At 54.4% G+C, this 19,443-nt stretch carries 16 protein-coding genes and 2 tRNA genes; 7 read left to right on the forward strand and 11 right to left on the reverse strand.

Translation table 11 applies throughout. The features are described from left to right. Positions 1–17: 17 nt before the first annotated feature. From DHf2319_RS05565 to DHf2319_RS05580, 4 genes are all read right to left on the reverse strand, one after another. Entirely contained in the window at positions 18–641 is a 624-nt protein-coding gene (locus tag DHf2319_RS05565) for a DUF2946 family protein (RefSeq protein ID WP_243479816.1), read from the reverse strand. Then, a complete protein-coding gene (locus DHf2319_RS05570) occupies positions 634–1,959 on the reverse strand; it encodes an MFS transporter (RefSeq protein ID WP_243479817.1) in 1,326 nt (441 codons plus the stop codon). The genes DHf2319_RS05565 and DHf2319_RS05570 overlap by 8 nt, the downstream gene beginning before the upstream one ends. Positions 1,960–2,090: 131 nt before the next feature. After that, positions 2,091–2,164, reverse strand: a tRNA-Cys gene (locus tag DHf2319_RS05575). Between the two features lie 38 nt (positions 2,165–2,202). Continuing rightward, a tRNA-Gly gene (locus DHf2319_RS05580) sits at positions 2,203–2,278 on the reverse strand. Between the two features lie 144 nt (positions 2,279–2,422). On the opposite strand from DHf2319_RS05580, the gene murB reads away from it, so the two are divergent. Beyond that, entirely contained in the window at positions 2,423–3,409 is a 987-nt protein-coding gene (gene murB / locus DHf2319_RS05585) for a UDP-N-acetylmuramate dehydrogenase (protein ID WP_243479818.1), read from the forward strand. A 7-nt stretch (positions 3,410–3,416) separates the two neighbouring features. Here murB and dapB read toward each other — a convergent pair whose 3' ends face one another. Both dapB and DHf2319_RS05595 read right to left on the reverse strand, forming a co-directional pair. Then, entirely contained in the window at positions 3,417–4,211 is a 795-nt protein-coding gene (gene dapB, locus DHf2319_RS05590) for a 4-hydroxy-tetrahydrodipicolinate reductase (protein ID WP_243479819.1), read from the reverse strand. 65 nt (positions 4,212–4,276) lie between these two features. Further along, a complete protein-coding gene (locus tag DHf2319_RS05595) occupies positions 4,277–4,840 on the reverse strand; it encodes an outer membrane protein assembly factor BamE (RefSeq protein WP_243479820.1) in 564 nt (187 codons plus the stop codon). A gap of 86 nt (positions 4,841–4,926) precedes the next feature. Between DHf2319_RS05595 and fur the strand changes: the two genes are divergently transcribed. Further along, the gene (gene fur / locus DHf2319_RS05600) at positions 4,927–5,358 is read left to right on the forward strand and encodes a ferric iron uptake transcriptional regulator (RefSeq protein WP_243480023.1); all 432 of its coding nucleotides are present in this window, start codon (positions 4,927–4,929) and stop codon (positions 5,356–5,358) included. 14 nt (positions 5,359–5,372) lie between these two features. Here the strand turns inward: fur and recN are convergent, their stop codons facing one another. Further along, the gene (gene recN, locus DHf2319_RS05605; protein WP_243479821.1) at positions 5,373–7,031 is read right to left on the reverse strand and encodes a DNA repair protein RecN; all 1,659 of its coding nucleotides are present in this window, start codon (positions 7,029–7,031) and stop codon (positions 5,373–5,375) included. A gap of 4 nt (positions 7,032–7,035) precedes the next feature. Further along, the gene (locus DHf2319_RS05610) at positions 7,036–7,935 is read right to left on the reverse strand and encodes an NAD kinase (RefSeq protein ID WP_243479822.1); all 900 of its coding nucleotides are present in this window, start codon (positions 7,933–7,935) and stop codon (positions 7,036–7,038) included. Between the two features lie 69 nt (positions 7,936–8,004). Between DHf2319_RS05610 and hrcA the strand changes: the two genes are divergently transcribed. The 5 genes from hrcA (at position 8,005) to dnaJ (ending at position 14,264) form a co-directional block, all read left to right on the forward strand. Continuing rightward, on the forward strand, positions 8,005–9,036 hold the full coding sequence (hrcA, locus tag DHf2319_RS05615) for a heat-inducible transcriptional repressor HrcA (protein ID WP_243479823.1): 1,032 nt from the start codon (positions 8,005–8,007) through the stop codon (positions 9,034–9,036). A gap of 61 nt (positions 9,037–9,097) precedes the next feature. Further along, complete coding sequence (gene hemH / locus DHf2319_RS05620) at positions 9,098–10,180, forward strand: ferrochelatase (RefSeq protein WP_369810227.1); 1,083 nt, start codon at positions 9,098–9,100, stop codon at positions 10,178–10,180. A gap of 152 nt (positions 10,181–10,332) precedes the next feature. Then, positions 10,333–10,926 (forward strand): nucleotide exchange factor GrpE, encoded by a 594-nt coding sequence (gene grpE / locus DHf2319_RS05625; protein ID WP_243479824.1) that lies wholly within the window; start codon positions 10,333–10,335, stop codon positions 10,924–10,926. A 179-nt stretch (positions 10,927–11,105) separates the two neighbouring features. After that, a complete protein-coding gene (gene dnaK, locus DHf2319_RS05630) occupies positions 11,106–13,028 on the forward strand; it encodes a molecular chaperone DnaK (RefSeq protein WP_243479825.1) in 1,923 nt (640 codons plus the stop codon). A gap of 111 nt (positions 13,029–13,139) precedes the next feature. Then, a complete protein-coding gene (gene dnaJ / locus DHf2319_RS05635) occupies positions 13,140–14,264 on the forward strand; it encodes a molecular chaperone DnaJ (RefSeq protein WP_243479826.1) in 1,125 nt (374 codons plus the stop codon). A gap of 74 nt (positions 14,265–14,338) precedes the next feature. Here dnaJ and DHf2319_RS05640 read toward each other — a convergent pair whose 3' ends face one another. The 3 genes from DHf2319_RS05640 to DHf2319_RS05650 all read right to left on the reverse strand — a co-directional run bounded on the left by DHf2319_RS05640 (position 14,339) and on the right by DHf2319_RS05650 (position 19,339). Then, on the reverse strand, positions 14,339–15,034 hold the full coding sequence (locus tag DHf2319_RS05640; protein ID WP_243479827.1) for an outer membrane protein: 696 nt from the start codon (positions 15,032–15,034) through the stop codon (positions 14,339–14,341). A gap of 145 nt (positions 15,035–15,179) precedes the next feature. Then, positions 15,180–16,406 (reverse strand): pyridoxal-phosphate-dependent aminotransferase family protein, encoded by a 1,227-nt coding sequence (locus tag DHf2319_RS05645; RefSeq protein ID WP_243479828.1) that lies wholly within the window; start codon positions 16,404–16,406, stop codon positions 15,180–15,182. A 173-nt stretch (positions 16,407–16,579) separates the two neighbouring features. Beyond that, complete coding sequence (locus tag DHf2319_RS05650; protein WP_243479829.1) at positions 16,580–19,339, reverse strand: M16 family metallopeptidase; 2,760 nt, start codon at positions 19,337–19,339, stop codon at positions 16,580–16,582. Between the last annotated feature and the right edge of the window lie 104 nt (positions 19,340–19,443).

Raw genomic sequence — 19,443 nt, forward strand, 5'->3', positions numbered from 1 at the left:
GAGCAATCAGCTGATCTTCATGGTGCGCTGCTCAATGATGTGGCAGCAGTTGGGTTGCGCACAAATCCAAGCTGTACATCTGAGGAAAACTGAGCCTGTATGCGATTAACAGAAACGCCATCAGCAAGTGCTCGCCAGATGTTGGCAGACAAAGTGGTCTGAACGCCCTGGCTTTGCGCCCACCATTGTTCCAGAGGTTGTCCGTCAACGGTATTGAGGCTCTGGATAAATCTTGGCAGGTCGCGATCGATGAGCATTCCCGCTCCATGTTCGGTGCTCAGGTACAGATTGCCGCTGTCATCGAGCTCTAGTTGTGTGACTGTCTGAATCGCCAGTCCTGTGTGGGTACTGAGCTCGCCCTGACTATCATCGGCGAATACGATCCAGGGGGCGGCATCAAGGCGCACATAGACACGCTGTGGCCCGTTCTGAAAAAACCACCGTCCTAGCTCGTCATGGTCATAGTTGCGATTGATAAACCCCAGAATCTGCGGATTGCTAATGGACTCACCCATGCCACCTTCGACTGCTTTGCCATCTGGATGCAGGCGCCATTGACCTCGCGCCGTCAGCGATAGCCAGCCAAAGACTGCTGGCACATTTGGCCAGCGTTTGATGGCATTAATGACCGAATCATCCATGGTCTGTATCAACAGAAATTGGTTTGTCGCGAGATAGAAACCACCACAGGCTGATCACCTGAAAAATAAGCAGCACCGCAAACGCGAGCCAAAGCGCGCGCGCCGGGTCGCTGCCCATCAAAGCAAACAGATCGGCCAATAAGCCCACCCCCCACTGCACCGCAAATGCCCCTGCGAACATCACAAGATTAAAGGTGGTCAATACGCGCCCGGCAATCGCTTTGGGGAACATGAGCGCTGTTTGAGTCTGAATCAAAATTACAGCCGGTATGCCAGGCGCCATGACTAGCCAGGCCCACCATGCTGTTGGGCTCTGCCAGATCAGAATCAGCAGCATGCAGCCAACGAACCAACAAAACCCGATCGTGGTTTGCCTAGCCAACGTGATGCCACGGGCTTCAAGTTTGGGACTCACGACGCTCATGGTCAGATAGGCAACGAGCAAGGCCGCATTGAAATACAGCAGTGCCTTGCCGGTTGCGTTAAGGGATAAGCCCAGCACATTGGTCATCCAGGGACCCACCCACAGCGACTGTAGGGCTACAAAGCCACCAGAAAAAAATATGGTGGTGGGAATGATGCGCACCATAATCGGGTGTCTGAGCAACTGCATCAGCGTCATGGGTAGGGCTGTCGCCGCCTTGGCTGGATGGCTCTGAAGTTTCTGGCCATGTGCGGTGGCAGCCAGATCATGGTCCGGAACAAATAAAAAAATCGCCAAAGCAGAGAACGCCAATAGGCCTGCCGTGATTAAAAAGATGTCCCGCCAACCGAGCCACTCGGCCAGTATCAAGGCCGGTTGAGTTGCCGCCAGCGCGCCTGAGGTACCGGCAATTAACATCCACATGGCAAGCTGGGCTTGCTTTTGTGGGGCGAACACCCGGCGATAGTAGGAATAGGGTGCCATCAAGCAAGCGGCTACGCCCAAACCTACCAGGATACGGCCTGCTGACAAACCAACTAGCGTGTCACTTAATGCCATCACCACGGAGCCTAGTGCTGCCGTGCCCAACAACATGGATTCGGTGCGGCGTGAGCCAAAGCGGTCGAGCCAGGTGCCTAGGTACCATTGCACAGATGCAAAGGAAAGAAAGTACGCCGACGATAGCCAACCTAGCGCGCCTGGGCCAAGGTTAAGATCGGCTTCAAGCAGTGGTGCAATCGTTGCATTGACCGAACGCAGGGCGTAAGACAAAAAGTAGCCGAGCGCGAAACTCAGAAAGATTTTGAGCGTAATGGTATGAACCTGCGCCACGGACGCGTTGGTCTGTCCGGCAGCTGCTTGGTTCACTGAGCTTTCAGGGCGGTCGGTTGTCATGCGCGCACCTTAGCAAACAAGACAACCGCTGTGAGGGCGCGAGGGGGAGGTTGTGAGGAGGTGGGCGTGAGGAAGGTTGTTATGGGAAGCTATGGGCAGCAATGTACTCATCACGCTTTTACACCTCACAGTGGAGGCGCAAGCCGGAATCGAACCGACGTACACGGATTTGCAGTCCGCTGCATAACCACTCTGCCATTGCGCCGCAAACTAGAAGGGGAAGCGTTTGCTTCCCCTAAAATTTGGAGCGGGAAACGAGTCTCGAACTCGCGACCTCAACCTTGGCAAGGTTGCGCTCTACCAACTGAGCTATTCCCGCAAGAGTTTTCGTCAAAGCACTTTTATCTCGTATTCAGCTCGGTAAATCGACTGAAAAATCAGATCAAGTACTATGCGAAGACCAGAATATTAGCACAAAAATGAAACCTTAATGTCAAGCGATGCAAACCCAATAACAAGCCCAATGACGGTCCCCAACACCATGGCATTGCCATGCGTGGCAAAGCAGGCAATCGTTTATGAGGATGCCAGTCAACTTGATAGCCTGCAGGCTTTGTTTGATCAATGTGGGTCGCTATCCATACTCGGAGGCGCGAGCAATGTGATCTTGCCAGCCACGTTAGACAGGCCGGTGGTGTTAATGCGCAGTCGGGGCATTGAGCAAGTGGGCGCGACTGATGCGCACTGGTTGATTGATGTGGCTGCCGGGGAGAACTGGCATGAGTGGGTCAAGACCTCGTTGAGTAAAGACTGGCCTGGGCTGGAGAACCTCGCGATGATACCGGGCACCGTGGGTGCGGCTCCCATACAAAACATTGGTGCCTATGGTGTCGAGCTAGCGCACAGAGTCCAAGGCGTTCAAGTGTGGGATTTTGAAGGCAGGTGTCGGCGCTGGCTTTCAGTCGAGCAGTGTCAATTCGGCTATCGCGACAGTGTTTTTAAGACAGATGCGGGCAAGCATTGGATGGTTCTGACGGTGCGCTTTGCGTTGCCCAAGATCTGGCAGCCGGTGCTTGATTACCCAGACCTGTGGGAATTGACGCAGCGCGAGTTGGGTACTGTTAGTGCGCAAGAAGTCTTTGATCGGGTGGTTGCGGTGCGCCAGGCCAAATTGCCCGATCCAGCCGTCAAACCGAATGTCGGAAGTTTCTTCAAAAACCCAGTCATTAGCCAAGCGCAAGCAAAAGCCCTTGTCCAGCGTTATCCGACCCTGGTGAGCTATCCGCAGCCTAACGCCAGCGTCAAGCTCGCTGCCGGATGGTTGATTGATCAATGTGGTTTCAAAGGCAAACGTGTGGGGCCCATGGCGGTGCATGATCGCCAGGCACTTGTGCTGGTTAACGAGGGTGGTGCAACGGCTGATGATGTTATGCAGCTTGCCAGTGAGGTCAAGGCCGCTGTCATGCAAAAGTTCGGAGTGGCGCTTGAGATGGAGCCCTCACTTTGGTGAGCCGACGTCAATCGAGACCGAGCACAGCCTGCATGTCGAATAGCCCTTGGTCTTTGCCGCCTAAGAAGCGCGCAGCGCGCATACTGCCCTCGGCGTAGGTGGCGCGACTGCTTGAGCGATGGGTGATTTCAATGCGCTCGCCCGTGCCACAAAAAAATGCAGTGTGGTCGCCAACAATGTCGCCACCGCGAACCACAGAAAACCCGATTTTGCCGTCCTCTCGAGCGCCCGTGTGTCCGTGACGCGCCCAAGTGGCGATGTCATCAAGTGACTCACCCCAGGCTTGTGCGATGACCTCGCCCATCTTTAATGCTGTGCCTGAAGGGGCATCGACTTTGTGCCGATGATGAGCCTCAAAGATTTCGACGTCATAGCCACTGTTCAGAATCTTGGCCGCCACCTCGAGCAGTTTCAGCGTGGCGTTGACCCCCACGCTCATGTTGGGTGCAAACACGATCCCGATTCGCTGGGCTGCCCGCTCAATGGCGGCTTTGCCATCTGCGTCAAATCCGGTGGTGCCGATGACTAGCTTGGTGTTGTGCGCAACGCAAGCCTCGATGTGTTTGAGCGTGCCCTCCGGGCGGGTGAAGTCGATCAGGCAATCGGCTTGGGAGAGTGAAGCCAGGTCGCTTGTGATGGTCACGCCGGTGTTGATGCCGAGCGCCGCACCGGCGTCTTGTCCGAGTGCCTGGCTACTCTCATGGTCAAGCGCGACGGCAAGCGTCATGTCCGGCTGCTTGAGCAAGGTTTCAATTAACATGCGCCCCATTTTTCCGCTGGCGCCGGCAATCGCAAGTTTCATTGGCTTGATCTGTTTCTGTCGTTTGTCTGTCAGGTTTTTGGGTATTGGTTGTATGAGCAAGCGGATTACATCAATTCCTGTGGCACCGCATCGGGTTCATCAGGCAATGCGCCTGGGTCGGTCGACGGCGGGGCATCCGTGATAGTCGAGAAGTCGATGCCAGGCTCAGATTCAATCTGGCCCGTGGCAGCTTGCACTCGCTCACGTTCGAGCGTGAACTCGGCTTGCTCGTCTTTCTCGCGTTCGACGGTTTCTTTGGCGATCTGGAACGGCTGTACCTCCGGTTGCTCGTCACCTTGCCAGCTTACAAGCAATCCGTTACGGAAAAACACGGCAAAGTTACGTTCTTCCACCAGGCCATTTGGTGCCCGGTAAAAATAGGGGTAGTCCCAACGATCCGCATGCAAAACACTGGTCAGCGTAGGCGAACCTAAAGCAAAGCGCACTTGCTCTCGGGTCATGCCCTCGGTCAGTAACCCTACTTGGTCTGTGGTTATCCAGTTTCCCTGCTGAACGCCAACCCGGTATGGAAAGCCCCATTGGTTTGAGCTGCAGCCAGACACCAGCACAGTGACCGCTAACACGGTGGCTCCCAGAGTCGCCCGATAACTTAAACGGGATACGCGCACATCAAACCTCTTTGCTAGTTTTTGCACTAAACCGCTATCATAGGGCAAAGGTCGATTGACCGCATTGAATTGGAGCGCTCGTGGAAATAGAAACCGACCAACACGACCTGAAGTCTGCCGGCTTGAAGGCAACCTTCCCGCGTCTGAAGATACTGGACATCTTTAGGCGCTCCTCAGTCAGGCATTTAAGTGCTGAGGACGTGTATCGCTTTTTGTTGGAAGAGAAAGTCGAGATTGGCCTAGCGACTGTTTATCGCGTACTGACCCAGTTCGAGCAGGCCGGCATCCTGATGCGCAGCCAATTTGACGGTGGCAAAGCGATTTTTGAGCTTAATGATGGCGAGCATCATGACCACCTCGTTTGCACCTATTGTGGCAAGGTCGAGGAGTTTTGGGATGAGGAAATCGAGAGTCGCCAGCACAAGGTTGCTGAAAACCACGGCTTTAAACTAGAAACCCACGCTATGGTGCTCTACGGCATGTGCCATGATTGTCAAAAGGATCAGGGTAAATCCTAGCGTTGCCGTTAAGACTAGGCGCGGGTGCTCGCCAAGAGCTCTTTGGCATGTGAGCGCGTGGTGTCGGTGATATCTACGCCACCCAACAACTCGGCAATGGCCTCGATACGACCTGAGTCATCGAGCAAATCGATTGAAGAGGTCACACCGTCTGCTTTGGTCTTTAGTTTGGCAACTCTGAAATGATGCTGTGCGCAGGCCGCTACTTGGGGTAAGTGGGTGACGCACAAGACTTGATGATTGGCGCCTAGTTGGTTCAGCAAGCGGCCCACCATCTCTGCAACCGCCCCTGAGACTCCGCTGTCGACCTCATCAAACACCAGTGTCGGGATATGCGTGGCCTGACTGGCTACAACGGATAACGCCAGCGAGATGCGTGAGAGCTCGCCGCCGGAGGCAACCTTGCTCAATGAGGACGGTGCCACCCCCTCATGTCCAGAAACCAGAAATGTCACGCGGTCCGAACCATGGGCACTTGGCGTTGAGGGTTCGATTTCAATCACGAATCGCCCGCCCGGCATACCGAGCGATTGCATTTTTTGGGTGACGGTTTTTGCGAGTGTCTTGGCACCTTTGATTCGCGCCTGGTGCAGCACTTGGGCGTGCGTCTCGTATTGGGCCTGCGCAGCCGAGGCTTGCGCCTGAAGGGCAGCAAGATCTTGATCGGCTGTCATGGAGTGCAGCTTTGCTTTGATCTGATCAAAGGTTTCAGGTAACTGCTCGGGTTCGCAGCGGTATTTGCGTGCGGCACTGAATAATGCCTGCATGCGTTGGTCCAGCTCGGCCAAACGCTGTGGGTCGAGCTCCAGATCGTCAACGTAGTGATTTAGATCCGACCGCGCCTGAGATAGCGCGATGTCAGCTGACTCCAGTGACTGCAAAATATCAGTAAGCCGAGCGTCGTGACGGGCGGCATGCCTGATCTGGTCGATTGCTCGCGCCAGGGTGCGCTGCGCCCCGGCCTCATCATCATCGATCGCAGCCAAAGCCGTGGCACTGGCATCGATGAGTGCCTGTCCATTTGAGAGTCGCGCATGCTCCTCACTGACTTGTTGCCACTCACCCGCTTTGGGCGCTAGTTGCTCAAGCTCTTTCACCTGCCAACTCAGCACTTCGAGTTGTTCGGCTATTTTCGCGGCGCCTTGGGTGGCTTGTTCGAGTTTTTGGCGGATCGTTTGCCAAGCGTTCCATTGGTTACGAATGGCTGCCCGCTGATCGGATAACTGCAGGTGTTCATCCAACAGGTCTCGTTGTGCTTCGGCGCGCATCAGGCTCTGGTGAGCATGTTGGCCATGAATATCAACAACCTGTTCACCGATTTCTCGCAATTGCGTCACAGTCACCGGCGCGCCATTGATGTATGCGCGACTTTTGCCGTGCTGATCAATGACCCGCCGCAAAATCAATTCATCATCGTTTTGATCGAGGTCATTGGCTTTGAGCCATTGCATCACCGTGGCAGTGGGCTCGATGATGGCGTGGATGTCCGCACGTTCAGCGCCTGGACGCACCACATCACTTGTTGCCCGCGCGCCGAGTACTAACGACAGGGCATCGATCAGAATTGATTTGCCGGCGCCAGTCTCACCGGTCAGCACATGAAATCCACGTTCGAGTCGCAAGCAAGCTGTCTTGACGATCACGAAGTCGCGAACGCTTAACTCACGCAGCATGTGGCTACTCCGCGTTGTGGCCAGTGGCAGGCAAGCGATTCCAATCGAGCTTCTTGCGTAATGTGGAAAAGAAGCTGTAGCCGCTTGGATGAATGAAACGAATGGTCTTGGGTGCCCGTCTAACAATGATCTGATCGCCGGGCTGCACATTTGACCAAGTCTGCATGTCAAAGTGAACGCTCACGCCGTGTTCGGCGCGCCCGGTACCGATGACCGTCAGACTCAGCGTGCCATTGTCAGGTAACACGATAGGGCGGTTTGACAGCGTTTGTGGCGAGATGGGCACGATGACCATGGCTTGCATACCCGGGTACAGGATCGGCCCAGAGGCTGACAGTGCGTAGGCGGTTGATCCCGTGGGTGTGGCGATAATCAAGCCGTCAGCCCGCAAGGTGTACATGTAGGTGCCATCGATATCGATGCGAAGCTCAATCATGCTGCCGCGCCCGGCTCGATTAACCACGACGTCATTTAACGCGGTATCACTGTAGAGCGATACGCCATCGCGGATCACTTCGCCCGCCAGCAGCAGGCGCTCCTCGGTGTCGAATCTGCCCTGCAGCAGGTCGGCCAGTGCCGCATGAGCATCTTGCAAAGCGATATCGGTGATAAAGCCGAGTCGACCATGGTTGATGCCCGCCAGCGGTACTGCCCAGGGGGCAAGGTGGCGAGCCGCACCAAGCATGGTTCCGTCGCCACCCACCACGATGGCCAGATCAGCCGTTTGTCCAATCTCATCGTAGCTTGCAACTGGCAGATCAGTTAACCCGGAGTTCCGGGCGGTTTCCGATTCGACCAGAACGCGCCGCCCGGCGGCTTGCAGGAGGCTCGCAAGCGATCGCAGGTGATCCGCTAATTGCGAGTCCTGGTAGCGACCGATGAGCGCGATAGTGGCAAAATGCATGCAAGCGACGACTTGTGAGTTAATCTTCCGATTGATTATAGGTTTGAATGAGCTTTAATCGAGTGCAACATGGATGATCGTGCCCAGTCTCTGCTAAAGGCGTTGATCGAGCGGTATATCGCCGACGGTCAGCCCGTGGGGTCGCGCACCTTGTCAAAGATCTTTGACTTGTCCCCCGCGACCATTCGAAATGTCATGGCCGACCTTGAAGATGCCGGTCTGATTCATAGTCCCCACACATCGGCTGGCCGCGTACCCACGCCTAAAGGATATCGGCTATTCGTGGACAGTATTCTGGCGACCCAGCCGTTTGAGCTGTTGCCAGCCGAGCAGATCAAGAGCTTATTGCCCACCGCTGACCCGAACCGGGCAGTGACCGCAGCGGCTTCTTTGTTGTCAAATATGACGCAGTTCGCTGGCGTGGTGCTCACGCCCAAGCGCAGTCAGGTATTTGAGCATGTGGAATTCATCAAACTGTCGGATAACCGGGTTCTGCTCATCATCGTCACCCCGGACGGGGATGTGCAAAACCGGATTTTGTTTATGCCACGCGAGTACACCGGTTCGGAACTCACCGAAGCCGGCAACTTCTTTAACCAGCACTTTGCCGGTAAGCCATTCTCTGAGGTGCGCCAAGCCCTGGCGCGCGAGCTCGAAAGTCTGCGCGAGGATATGTCGCGCCTGATGCAGGCAGCCGTGGACGCCGGTGCGCAGCCGTCTGATGAGTCAGACAGCGTGGTTATCTCCGGTGAAACCCGCCTGCTTGACATCACCGAGTTGGCCTCCGATATGCAGCGACTGCGTCGCACGTTCGCACTGTTCGAGAAAAAAACCGACCTTTTACAGCTGCTAGATGCCTCTAGCCGGGCTCAGGGCGTACAAATCTACATCGGTGGCGACTCGTCGTTAGTACCCATGGAGGATTTGTCTGTGGTCACAGCGCCGTATGGTGTTAATGGCAAGGTAGTTGGTACGCTTGGTGTGATTGGACCAACGCGCATGGCTTATGAAAGGGTTATTCCGATTGTCGACATTACATCTAGGTTATTGTCCAATGCCTTAAGTCACGTTGGTACCCCCACCGGTGGCGAACGACAGTAGTCAAGCGTATTGAGTCATCGATCAGCAAGAAAATGTGAATTCATGGGATTGAGAGGTTATTTTGTCTGCACCCGAAGCACCTGAACCACGTGGGCGTTATTGGCCCGAACCTGCACCAACTCGTTTGAAAGTCTGGCCAGCTCCTTTCAAGGTTGGCAAGGTGGGTGTGCTATTGGTTAATTTGGGCACGCCCGATGAACCCACTGCACCGGCCATTCGTCGTTATTTGCGCGAGTTTTTGTCTGACCCGCGGGTCATCGAGATCCCCAAGTTTGTCTGGTGGCCTATTTTGAATGGTCCGATCCTGCTGGCCCGGCCTAAAAAGCTTGTACACCGGTATGAGGGCATTTGGATGGAGGGTGGCTCGCCATTGCTGGTCTACACCGAGCGCCAAGCTGCTGGCGTGCGCGCGCGTTTGAAAGCTCGTGGTCTAGAGGTTGAAGTCGCCGTGGGCATGCGCTACGGGAAGCCAAGTATTCGTCATGCGATGATGCAATTGCACAACGCAGGCTGTGAGTACATCCTGACTTTGCCGCTTTACCCGCAGTACTCGTCGAGCACCACGGCCACTGTCATTGACGAAGTGACACGCGTGGCTTCGCATCTGCGTGACCAGCCTGCGATGCGCTTTGTTAAACGCTTTCATGTCGACCCGCTATACATCAATCCCTTGGCTGACAAGATTGGTGCGCACTGGGCTGAGCATGGCAAGCCACAAAAGCTGGTGATGAGTTTCCATGGCTTGCCCCAGCGTTGCACCAAACTGGGGGATCCATACTGTCGCGACAGTTACGAGACTGCAGCCGCTTTGGCGGCCAAGCTCGGTTTGGCTGATGATGAATACCTTGTTACGTTCCAGAGTCGATTCGGACCGGCTGCTTGGCTGCAGCCCTACACCGAGCCCACCCTGGAAAACCTTGCCAAGTCGGGGGTCACACGCATAGATGTGGTTTGCCCAGGTTTTGTGGCGGACTGTCTGGAGACATTGGAAGAAATCAGTATCGAGGTTCGAGAGACCTTCATGAATGCCGGTGGCGAACGCTTTAATTACATCGAATGTTTAAACGATGATGCGCCTTGGCTTGATGCGCTGACCGACATGGTCCAACGGGAGCTCTCCGGGTGGCCAATCAGGCCGGATTGACGCTCAGAATAAGATTTGCTTACCAGACAAGCAGCCCACTCTAGATCGCACGGCTTGGCTGGCTCGGTTTTCTATCCTGCGTTCACTTGAATTTCTACCAGGCACCCCCATATGCTCTTGCATCGGCTTAAAAACATGTTGGAGCATAATCAATGACCGAAAAGACGGACGCTGAACGCCCTGAAGAGCAAACACCACAGCAGGTAAACCAAGACAGTGCTCAAGCGCAGGGGCAGGCCCAGGATCAGACCCCTGAGCAAGAACAAACCTCGGGCGAGCCAGCTGATCCAGTACAGGCACTGCAAGCTGCGCTAGCTGACGCTGAGGCGCGTGTTCAGGAGCACTATGACAATTTGCTTAGAGCGCAGGCTGAAATGGAGAATGTGCGCCGTAGAGCTCAGGAAGAGGTGGTCAAGGCGCGCAAGTTTGGCATTGAATCCTTCGCAGAAGGTCTGGTGCCAGTTAAAGATAGTTTAGAAGCTGCGTTAGCCCAGGCTGGTCAAAGTGCCGATGACATGAGAGCCGGCATTGAAACGACGTTAAAGCAGCTTGCGTCTGCGTTTGAACGCAATCATTTGAAAGAAATTGCGCCCGCTGCCGGTGACAAATTTGACCCTCACCACCATCAAGCTATCGCGACCGTGCCTGCCGAGCAGGACGCCAACACGGTGGTCGCCGTTCTACAGAAAGGCTATCTGATTGCTGATCGGGTTTTGCGACCGGCACTGGTGACGGTGGCTAGCTAATTGACTGGTCTTTTTATAAGACTATTTAATTCAAAGGGTTACGTGATTTTTTCAATGTTGTGCGAAGCTCTTGAAACTGAGCAGGACAGCCCCATATTCAATACATCTGAATTGCAACTGAATTTAAGGTCTGTTGGGCAAACCGCCAAGCGGACGTTACAAACAAAAAGGTAAAGATCATGAGCAAAATTATCGGGATTGACCTTGGCACGACCAACAGCTGTGTTGCTGTGGTTGAGGGTGGCAAGGCCAAAATTATTGAGAACGCAGAGGGTACTCGCACCACGCCCTCGATCGTGGCCTACATGGAAGATGGCGAGACCTTGGTCGGTGCGCCAGCCAAGCGTCAGGCAGTTACCAACCCCACCAACACGCTTTACGCTGTCAAGCGTCTGATTGGTCGCAAGTTTTCTGAGGACGCTGTCAAGAAAGATGTTGACCTGATGCCATACAAGATCGTGGCCGCTGACAATGGCGATGCCTGGGTTGAGGCTCAAGGCAAACCGTTGGCGCCTGCCCAGGTATCGGCAGATATTCTTCGCAAGATGAAAAAAACCGCCGAAGACTATCTTGGCGAACCCGTGACCGAAGCTGTCATTACGGTTCCGGCTTACTTTAACGATAGTCAGCGTCAGGCTACCAAAGACGCAGGTCGCATCGCCGGGCTCGATGTCAAGCGCATCATTAACGAACCAACGGCAGCCGCCTTGGCTTTCGGTATGGACAAGTCAGATCGTGGCGATCGCAAGATTGCAGTGTATGACTTGGGTGGTGGCACATTTGATATTTCGATTATTGAGATCGCAGATGTTGACGGTGAGAAACAGTTCGAGGTGCTCTCCACTAATGGTGACACCTTCTTGGGTGGTGAGGATTTTGACCAGCGCATCATCGATTACGTGATTGCCGAGTTCAAAAAAGAGCAGGGTGTTGACCTGTCCAAGGATGTGCTGGCTTTGCAGCGCTTAAAAGAAGCTGCCGAGAAAGCCAAGATTGAATTGTCTTCCAGTCAGCAGACCGAGTTGAATTTGCCATACATCACGGCTGATGCTTCTGGTCCCAAGCATTTGAACCTGAAGATTACGCGTGCCAAGCTCGAGTCGCTTGTGGAGGATCTTATTGAGCGCACCATTGAGCCTTGCCGCACCGCGATCAAGGACGCTGGCGTTAAAGTCGGTGACATTGACGACGTGATCCTGGTGGGTGGTATGACCCGTATGCCCAAGGTGCAGGAAAAGGTCAAAGAGTTCTTCGGTCGTGATCCACGTAAGGACGTCAACCCTGACGAGGCAGTGGCAGCCGGTGCTGCGATCCAGGGCTCGGTGTTGTCGGGTGATCGCAAAGACGTGTTGTTGTTGGACGTCACGCCGTTGTCGCTTGGCATTGAAACGCTTGGTGGTGTCATGACCAAGATGATCGCCAAGAACACGACGATACCGACACGATTCTCGCAGACCTTCTCCACAGCTGACGACAATCAGCCTGCGGTCACGATCAAGGTGTTCCAGGGCGAGCGTGAAATCGCATCGGGCAACAAGATGCTGGGCGAGTTCAATCTTGAGGGTATTCCGCCGGCTCCACGTGGAGTGCCGCAGATTGAAGTGACGTTTGACATCGATGCCAACGGTATCGTTCACGTCTCGGCCAAAGACAAAGGCACTGGCAAGGAAAACAAGATCACGATCAAGGCAAATTCCGGCCTGACCGAGCAGGAGATCGAGCGCATGGTCAAGGATGCTGAAGCAAACGCGGCTGAAGATCATCGTTTGGCAGAACTTGCTCAAACTCGGAATGCAGCGGATGCATTGGTACACGCCACCCGTAAGTCATTGGCTGAGCACGGGGACAAGATTGAGGCGAGCGAGAGAGAAGCTATCGAAACGGCAGCCACTGAGCTTGAAGAGGCTTTGAAAAAGGACGCCGATAAGGCTGAACTTGACAGCAAGGTTGAAGCGCTGTCGAAGGCTTCGCAAAAGCTTGGTGAGAAAATGTACGCCGATATGCAGGCTCAGGCGGCGGCCGGACAAGGGCAAGATGCCGGAGCCAAGCCAGCCGATGAAGATGTGGTCGATGCCGACTTTAAAGAAGTCAAGCGTGACTGATCGGTGAATAGGCATTACCTTAGGTATAAACTCTTAGGCCTTTGGCTTAGCGCCCGACAGCTCGAAACTGGGTTGTCGGGCGCGGTCACGAATAACCCTTGAATCACAACCATGGCAAAAAAAGATTTTTACGAAGTGCTCGGCGTGGCTAAAAACGCCTCGGATGACGAGATCAAGAAAGCCTATCGCAAGCTCGCGATGAAATGGCACCCTGACCGTAACCCCGACAGCAAAGAAGCCGAGGACAAGTTCAAAGCAGCCAAAGAGGCATATGAGGTTCTGTCCGACCCGGAAAAGCGCGCAGCCTACGATCGTTTCGGTCATGCGGGTGTAGACCCTAACGCCGCAGGCATGGGTGGCGGCGCTGGTGGGCCAGGGTTCGCGGATGCCTTTGGTGACATTTTTGGGGAAATCTTCGGTGGTGCACGTCGTGGTGGTGGCGGTCCCCAGGTTTATCGAGGTGCAGATCTCAAATACGCCATGGACGTCACGCTAGAGCAAGCTGCTCATGGGTTTGAGACCGAGATTCGTGTGCCTAGCTGGGAGACTTGTGAAATCTGCCATGGCTCAGGCGCAAAACCTGGCACGTCTCCCTCAACGTGCCGCACGTGCGGTGGCGCAGGCGCGGTTCGGATGCAACAGGGTTTCTTTAGTGTGCAGCAAACCTGCCCGACCTGTCATGGCACAGGACAGGAGATCACAGATCCTTGCAAGGCCTGCGACGGTGTGGGTCGTGTCCGTAAAAACAAGACGCTACAGGTAAAGATTCCTGCAGGTATTGATGACGGTATGCGAATCCGCTCGGCAGGCAACGGTGAGCCTGGCGTTAATGGCGGCCCCCCCGGTGATCTGTTTGTCGAGATCCATATCAAGCCACACAAGATTTTTCAGCGTGATGGGGACGACTTGCATTGCGAGTTGACTATTCCATTCACCACCGCTGCCTTAGGTGGCGACATTCAGGTGCCGACGTTAAGTGGCAAGGCCGAGATCACCATTCCTGATGGCACTCAGTCGGGTAAGACCTTCCGTTTGCGTGGTAAAGGTATCAAGGGTGTGCGTGCCGGTTATCCGGGTGATTTGTACTGCCATGTGCAGGTCGAGACACCGGTGAAGTTAACAGATGAACAAAAGGATCTGTTGCGTCAATTTGAAAAGTCGTTAGGCGAGGGTGGCCATCGTCACACGCCGCACAGCAAGTCCTGGACTGATCGGGTTAAAGATTTTTTCTCATGATTGCGACTGTAATCTCAGCGCAGACCATCCACCAAGAAGCAAATGGTCTGCGCCGTTGATTCATTAGTCACCGATTAGAACTTGTAACCCACACCGACCAGGATATTGTAGGATGTCAGCCCGTTTGTTCCTGAAGATGTGAGCGTGCGGCCTTGTGCGACTGTGTTGGTTGCGCTTTCGGTTTGGTTGCCATAGTTGAAGTAGTTGCCTTCAATAAACCCGTACCATCCGCCTTGGAATATATGCTTGTATCCTAAGCCTAGCGAGTACCCTTTGAAGTTGTAGGTCAGAGAGTTGTAGTTGGTGACTTTGGCTCCGGTATAACCGATTTTGGCGTAGGCCAAGCCATCCGTGCCCACGGCGACCGCCGGAGATAAAAAGATGTTGTACGAATCTTTTTTCTGGTACTTGTAGTCGTTGGTGACGTTGTTTTGACCGGGCAATGCACGTGCTGTCGTGACGTACATGTCGCCGCTTGAACCAGCAAATGGTGAATATTCAACACCCAGACCCAGTAAAAAACGATCGTTGATACTTTGATACCAGCCAATCGAAATGGTGCCCGTGGCATTGCTCGTACTGTTTGACGTGGTGGAGACAGGGATTGACACGTTGTTTACGCTCAAGGTGCTGCTGTCGTGGGTGGGTGATACAGATTCATAGCCAATACCAATTTGGCCAAATGCACCTTGAAATTTTGATGGTTGGGCTGCAACGGAGCTAGCAGCCGCGAGGCCGGCAAACAATACACAGTGTCTCAGAGTTAGCATTAGATTTCCTTTGTGGCGGTTGGTTTTGCCCTTGGTACGGCCGGACAGTCCTTGACTTATAAAGGTATGGTCAACTAAATGCTTGCAATTGCTTGCAGCTGCGGATTAAAAAAGCCAGCAGATTAACGATGCGAATCGTTGTCTATCAGGATTTGGCTAAGTAATCGATCGCGGCTTGTACGCCGCCCCGTTGATGGGGGACGCCTGCAGCGGCCAACCCCATTTCCACACCACCTAAGGTGCCGATCAGCATCAGGTCATTGAAGTGCCCAAGGTGGCCGATTCTGAATACCCAGCCTTGGAGTTTGTTTAGTCCGGTGCCCAGGGACATGTTGTAGCGCCCTAGAACGAGTTTTCTGAAAGCATCGGCATCGTAGTAGGTGCCATCTGCTCGTTTGGGCATGACCACGGCCGTTAACACCGGGCTGTACTGGTCAGGGTTGGTGCACAGTATCTCGAGTCCCCAAGCCTGCACGGCAAGCCTGGTGGCCTGGGCGTGACGTTGATGACGTTCAAATACGTTATGCAGCCCCTCCTCATGCAGCATATCAAGCGCTTCGGCCAAACCGTAAAGTAGGTTGGTGGCTGGCGTGGTCGGCCAATACCCATTGCGATTGGCCGCAATTATCTCGTCCCAGCGCCAGTAAGCGTTTGGTAGCTTGGCGTGTTTGCTGGCTTCAATGGCCTTGTCGCTGATGGCGTTAAATCCGAGACCTGGCGGCAACATCAGGCCCTTTTGTGAGCCGGCGATGGTGACATCAACCCCCCACTGATCATGTGCGTAAGCAATGCTGCCAATGCCGGAGATGGTGTCCACCATGAGCAGTGCCGGGTGTTTGGCTGCATCCATGGCAGCTCTGACACTGGCAATGTCAGAGGTCACGCCAGTCGATGTCTCGTTATGCACAACGCACACTGCCTTGATCTCGCGTTCCGGATCTGCGGCCAGTCTAGCGTGGATGTCCGCAGGATTCACGCCCGTGCGCCAGTCCCCCGATATGAACTCAGGCTGCAGCTGGAGCTTTTGTGCGAGATTTTTCCACTGAGTAGCGAACTGTCCCGTCTCGACCATGAGCACTCTGTCGCCAGGCGACAAGGTGTTGACCATGGCTGCTTCCCAAGCGCCCGTGCCTGAGCCAGGATAAATGATCACCGGGTTGGTGGTGCCAAATACGGGCTTGATGGCCTGCAGTATGCGTAGTCCCAGATTTGCAAACTCTGGCCCTCGATGGTCAATGGTTGGGAAGTCGATGGCCCGCAGTACCCGATCTGGCGTGTTGCTTGGGCCTGGGATTTGCAGGAAGTGCCGACCCTGGCCAGTTCGGTTCAACAGGGTACTGGCGTGAATGGGGCTGTTATCGCTTTTTGTCATGGTGAAGTCTCAAAAGGTTTCTATTGTTATACCGCTGTTCTGATCCTGATTGCGACTGTTATATATGAGCCAATGCGCCTTGATGCTCAACAAGAAAAGGTAAAAAAAGGGCTCAAGCCGATTGGCTTGAGCCTGCGGGGCGATGATTACTTAATCAAGGAAGCGGGCTGAGCTTATTGGCCTGGTTTGGGTTGCTGGTCAAAGTCGCCTGCTAACGCTTGAACCAGTGCATCGGGTTTCAAATACTTGCGCAGTGCTGCGTTGACTGTTGCTGCATCAAGTGCCCGGAGTTTTTCATCGAACTGCGCCGACCACGCAAAGGTACGATTCTCATCCAGATAATTGATCCAGCTTCGGGCCAGGATGCTGTCTTGCGCCCGGTTCAGTTCGCGCAGATTGATAAGCGACTGTACGCCCTCATTGACTTCGGCGTCCGTAAATCCTTCGGTTAACGCCCGGGTCAGCTCTTCGTTCAGCGCTGCTTCAAATCGATCCCAACTCTGAGGTGCGAAGATGCCGGAGAAAGTCCAGTCTGCACTCGGCTCAAACGAAGACACAGACAACATGCTTCTGACGTCGTAAGACAGTCCATCCGTTTCCCGAATGCGCATCCACAGACGCGAGTTTGACGATGCACCAAGCAGATAGTTACCCATCACTAGTGCCGCATAGTCCGGATCAGTGTCCTGCAAAGGCATGGATAGTCTGGCCAAATAGACTGCGTTGGCTTTGTCTGGTGTATCAATGCGCATCATGGTGGGCTTGACATCAACGTAAGGGTAGGGGATGCGCTCAAACGTTGGTGCCCGACGCCAATCTTTCAGTGATGTCGTAACGGTTTGGATGACGGCATCAGGGTCGAATGCGCCAACCACCGCCACCGTGATGTTGCCCCCGCCATAGAAGGTGTTATGAAAGGCTACCAAGTCACTGCGCCTAATGGCCTCGAACTCGGCAATCGCTTCTTCGAAGGTGGGTACGTAGCGCACATCATCTTTTGGCCACGGGCTTTCGTAGCGAGCCAAGGCTCGCGAGGCCAATGCACCGGGTTCAGCCATCGAGGCTTTGATGCTGGTGATGGTCTGAGTGATGTATTCGTTTAACTCTTTTTCCGGGAAGTTGGCGTGCTTGATGATGTGCAAAGCCAGGTCGATCACAGCCGGCAGGTTGGCGCCGGTGGTTGAGATGTTGACAGACACGTCTGTGTCATTGCCACCGATACTCAGTTCGGCATTGAGTTCCTGAAGACGATCGCGAATTTGCTGGCGCGTCATGGCTTCGGTGCCATAGTCCAGCATACCGGCAGTCACACTCGATACCGTTGCCTTGCCTTTCAAGGTTAGAAGGTCACCGAAACGCAACAGAATGTTGGCCTGTACGCGTTGGCCACGAGTTGGCTTGTTAAGCAGCGCCATCTTGACGGGCCCACTCGGTAAATTCAGCAAACGGCGATCAGTCAGTTTGTCGATATTGGCAGGGGTGGCATCGAAGGCGTCAACGAGCTCAGCCTGAATGTCACCGACGTAACCCTCTAACAAGGGCTCGATGTCAAACCGATCCTTAACGGGTGCACGAACCGGACTGTCGGTCGGGATGTAGAGCCCCTCGGTGCGGTTGGCCGCCACGAAGTATTGATCAACCACGCGTTGCACGTCTTCGAGCTTGACTTCTCTGATGCGATCACGGTTCTTGAACATCAAGCGCCAGTCGCCCTGCGAAATGGGCTCCGAGATGGCCACCCCCACTCGCTGAACATTGCTGTAGAGCTCATCCCAGCTGTTCATCCATTGACTGCGGGCACGGTTGAGCTCTTCTTCAGTGAAGGGGACTGTTTGCAACGTTTCAAGCGTGCTGGTCATGGTCGACAACGCCTTCTCGGGATCCATCCCTGGCTTTAACTGGGCACCGAACATAACCGTACCTGGGCCATACATGTCACGAGCAAACCCAAACACATCGCTGGCAAGTTCGGTCGGTACCAGTGCCTTGTACAGTCGACCAGAAGGGGTATCGCTCACCATCATGGTGGCTAGTTCAAGTGCCGGGTAATCTGGATGACCGGCTGACGGGATGCGATAGACGGCGGCCGCTAAGGGCGTACCGCCAGCGCGGCGCAAGGTGATACGACGCTCACCGTCTTGAACCGGTTCGACGGTGTATTCGCGCGGCAGTACACGACTAGGCTTGGGAATGGGCCCAAACGCGCCTGCGACGGTATCGATGACTTGTTGCTCATCAAATTTGCCGGCTACCATCAAAACAGCATTATCGGGTTGGTAGTACAGGCGATAAAAGTCTCTAAGTTGGTCAATATCAACCCCTTCGACGTCAGAGCGTGCACCAATAACGCTCTTGCCATAGTTATGCCATTCGAAGGCTGTGGCGTGGGTTTTTTGGTAGAGCATGCGGAAGGGGCTGTTCTCGCCGCGCTCCATCTCGTTTCTGACCACGGTCATTTCAGAATCGAGATCTTCACGGGCGATAATGGAGTTGATCATCGCGTCAGCCTGCCAACGAATGTACCAGTCGAGCGTCTCTGGGTTGGCAGCGAAGGTCGCGAAGTAGTTGGTCCGATCCTCTGAGGTGGTGCCGTTGGCTCTGAGTCCACGTTTGGAGAACTCGGCTAAGGCATTGCGAGTAGTCGGTGTGCCCTTGAAAATCATGTGCTCGAGCAGGTGAGCCATACCGGTTTGACCGTAATTCTCGTGTCGGGAGCCAACCAGATAGGTCATGTTGACTGTCACCGAAGGCTTGGCATTGTCTGGCGCCAGCAAAAACCGGAAACCATTGCTTTGAAGGCGGTATTCCGAAATCCCTTCGACTTCTGTGACTTTTTCTACACCGGCTGGCAAGGTCAATGCCTGGGCAGGCAGGAACAGAACCGTCAGAGTCAGGGTCACGACCCAGTTAGAAATCGTTTTCAAGCGTGTCATATGCAACCTAGTTTTGTTCAGGGCAAAAAGGGGTTTCTGGTTTGTTGGATAGCGATGCGCCTAGAAGGTTCCAAATCTGCACAATCTGTTGTTAGCCACAATCG

Origin of the sequence: Orrella daihaiensis, assembly GCF_022811525.1 — a bacterium.
Lineage (GTDB): Bacteria > Pseudomonadota > Gammaproteobacteria > Burkholderiales > Burkholderiaceae_B > Algicoccus > Algicoccus daihaiensis.

What these genes read in the sequence shown, in the direction of transcription:
- DHf2319_RS05565 (WP_243479816.1), bottom strand. Translation starts at nt 641, where the DNA reads ATGGATGATTCGGTCATTAATGCCATCAAACGCTGGCCAAATGTGCCA.
- DHf2319_RS05570 (WP_243479817.1), bottom strand. Translation starts at nt 1,959, where the DNA reads ATGACAACCGACCGCCCTGAAAGCTCAGTGAACCAAGCAGCTGCCGGA.
- murB (WP_243479818.1), top strand. Translation starts at nt 2,423, where the DNA reads ATGACGGTCCCCAACACCATGGCATTGCCATGCGTGGCAAAGCAGGCA.
- dapB (WP_243479819.1), bottom strand. Translation starts at nt 4,211, where the DNA reads ATGAAACTTGCGATTGCCGGCGCCAGCGGAAAAATGGGGCGCATGTTA.
- recN (WP_243479821.1), bottom strand. Translation starts at nt 7,031, where the DNA reads ATGCTGCGTGAGTTAAGCGTTCGCGACTTCGTGATCGTCAAGACAGCT.
- DHf2319_RS05610 (WP_243479822.1), bottom strand. Translation starts at nt 7,935, where the DNA reads ATGCATTTTGCCACTATCGCGCTCATCGGTCGCTACCAGGACTCGCAA.
- hrcA (WP_243479823.1), top strand. Translation starts at nt 8,005, where the DNA reads ATGGATGATCGTGCCCAGTCTCTGCTAAAGGCGTTGATCGAGCGGTAT.
- grpE (WP_243479824.1), top strand. Translation starts at nt 10,333, where the DNA reads ATGACCGAAAAGACGGACGCTGAACGCCCTGAAGAGCAAACACCACAG.
- dnaK (WP_243479825.1), top strand. Translation starts at nt 11,106, where the DNA reads ATGAGCAAAATTATCGGGATTGACCTTGGCACGACCAACAGCTGTGTT.
- dnaJ (WP_243479826.1), top strand. Translation starts at nt 13,140, where the DNA reads ATGGCAAAAAAAGATTTTTACGAAGTGCTCGGCGTGGCTAAAAACGCC.
- DHf2319_RS05640 (WP_243479827.1), bottom strand. Translation starts at nt 15,034, where the DNA reads ATGCTAACTCTGAGACACTGTGTATTGTTTGCCGGCCTCGCGGCTGCT.
- DHf2319_RS05645 (WP_243479828.1), bottom strand. Translation starts at nt 16,406, where the DNA reads ATGACAAAAAGCGATAACAGCCCCATTCACGCCAGTACCCTGTTGAAC.
- DHf2319_RS05650 (WP_243479829.1), bottom strand. Translation starts at nt 19,339, where the DNA reads ATGACACGCTTGAAAACGATTTCTAACTGGGTCGTGACCCTGACTCTG.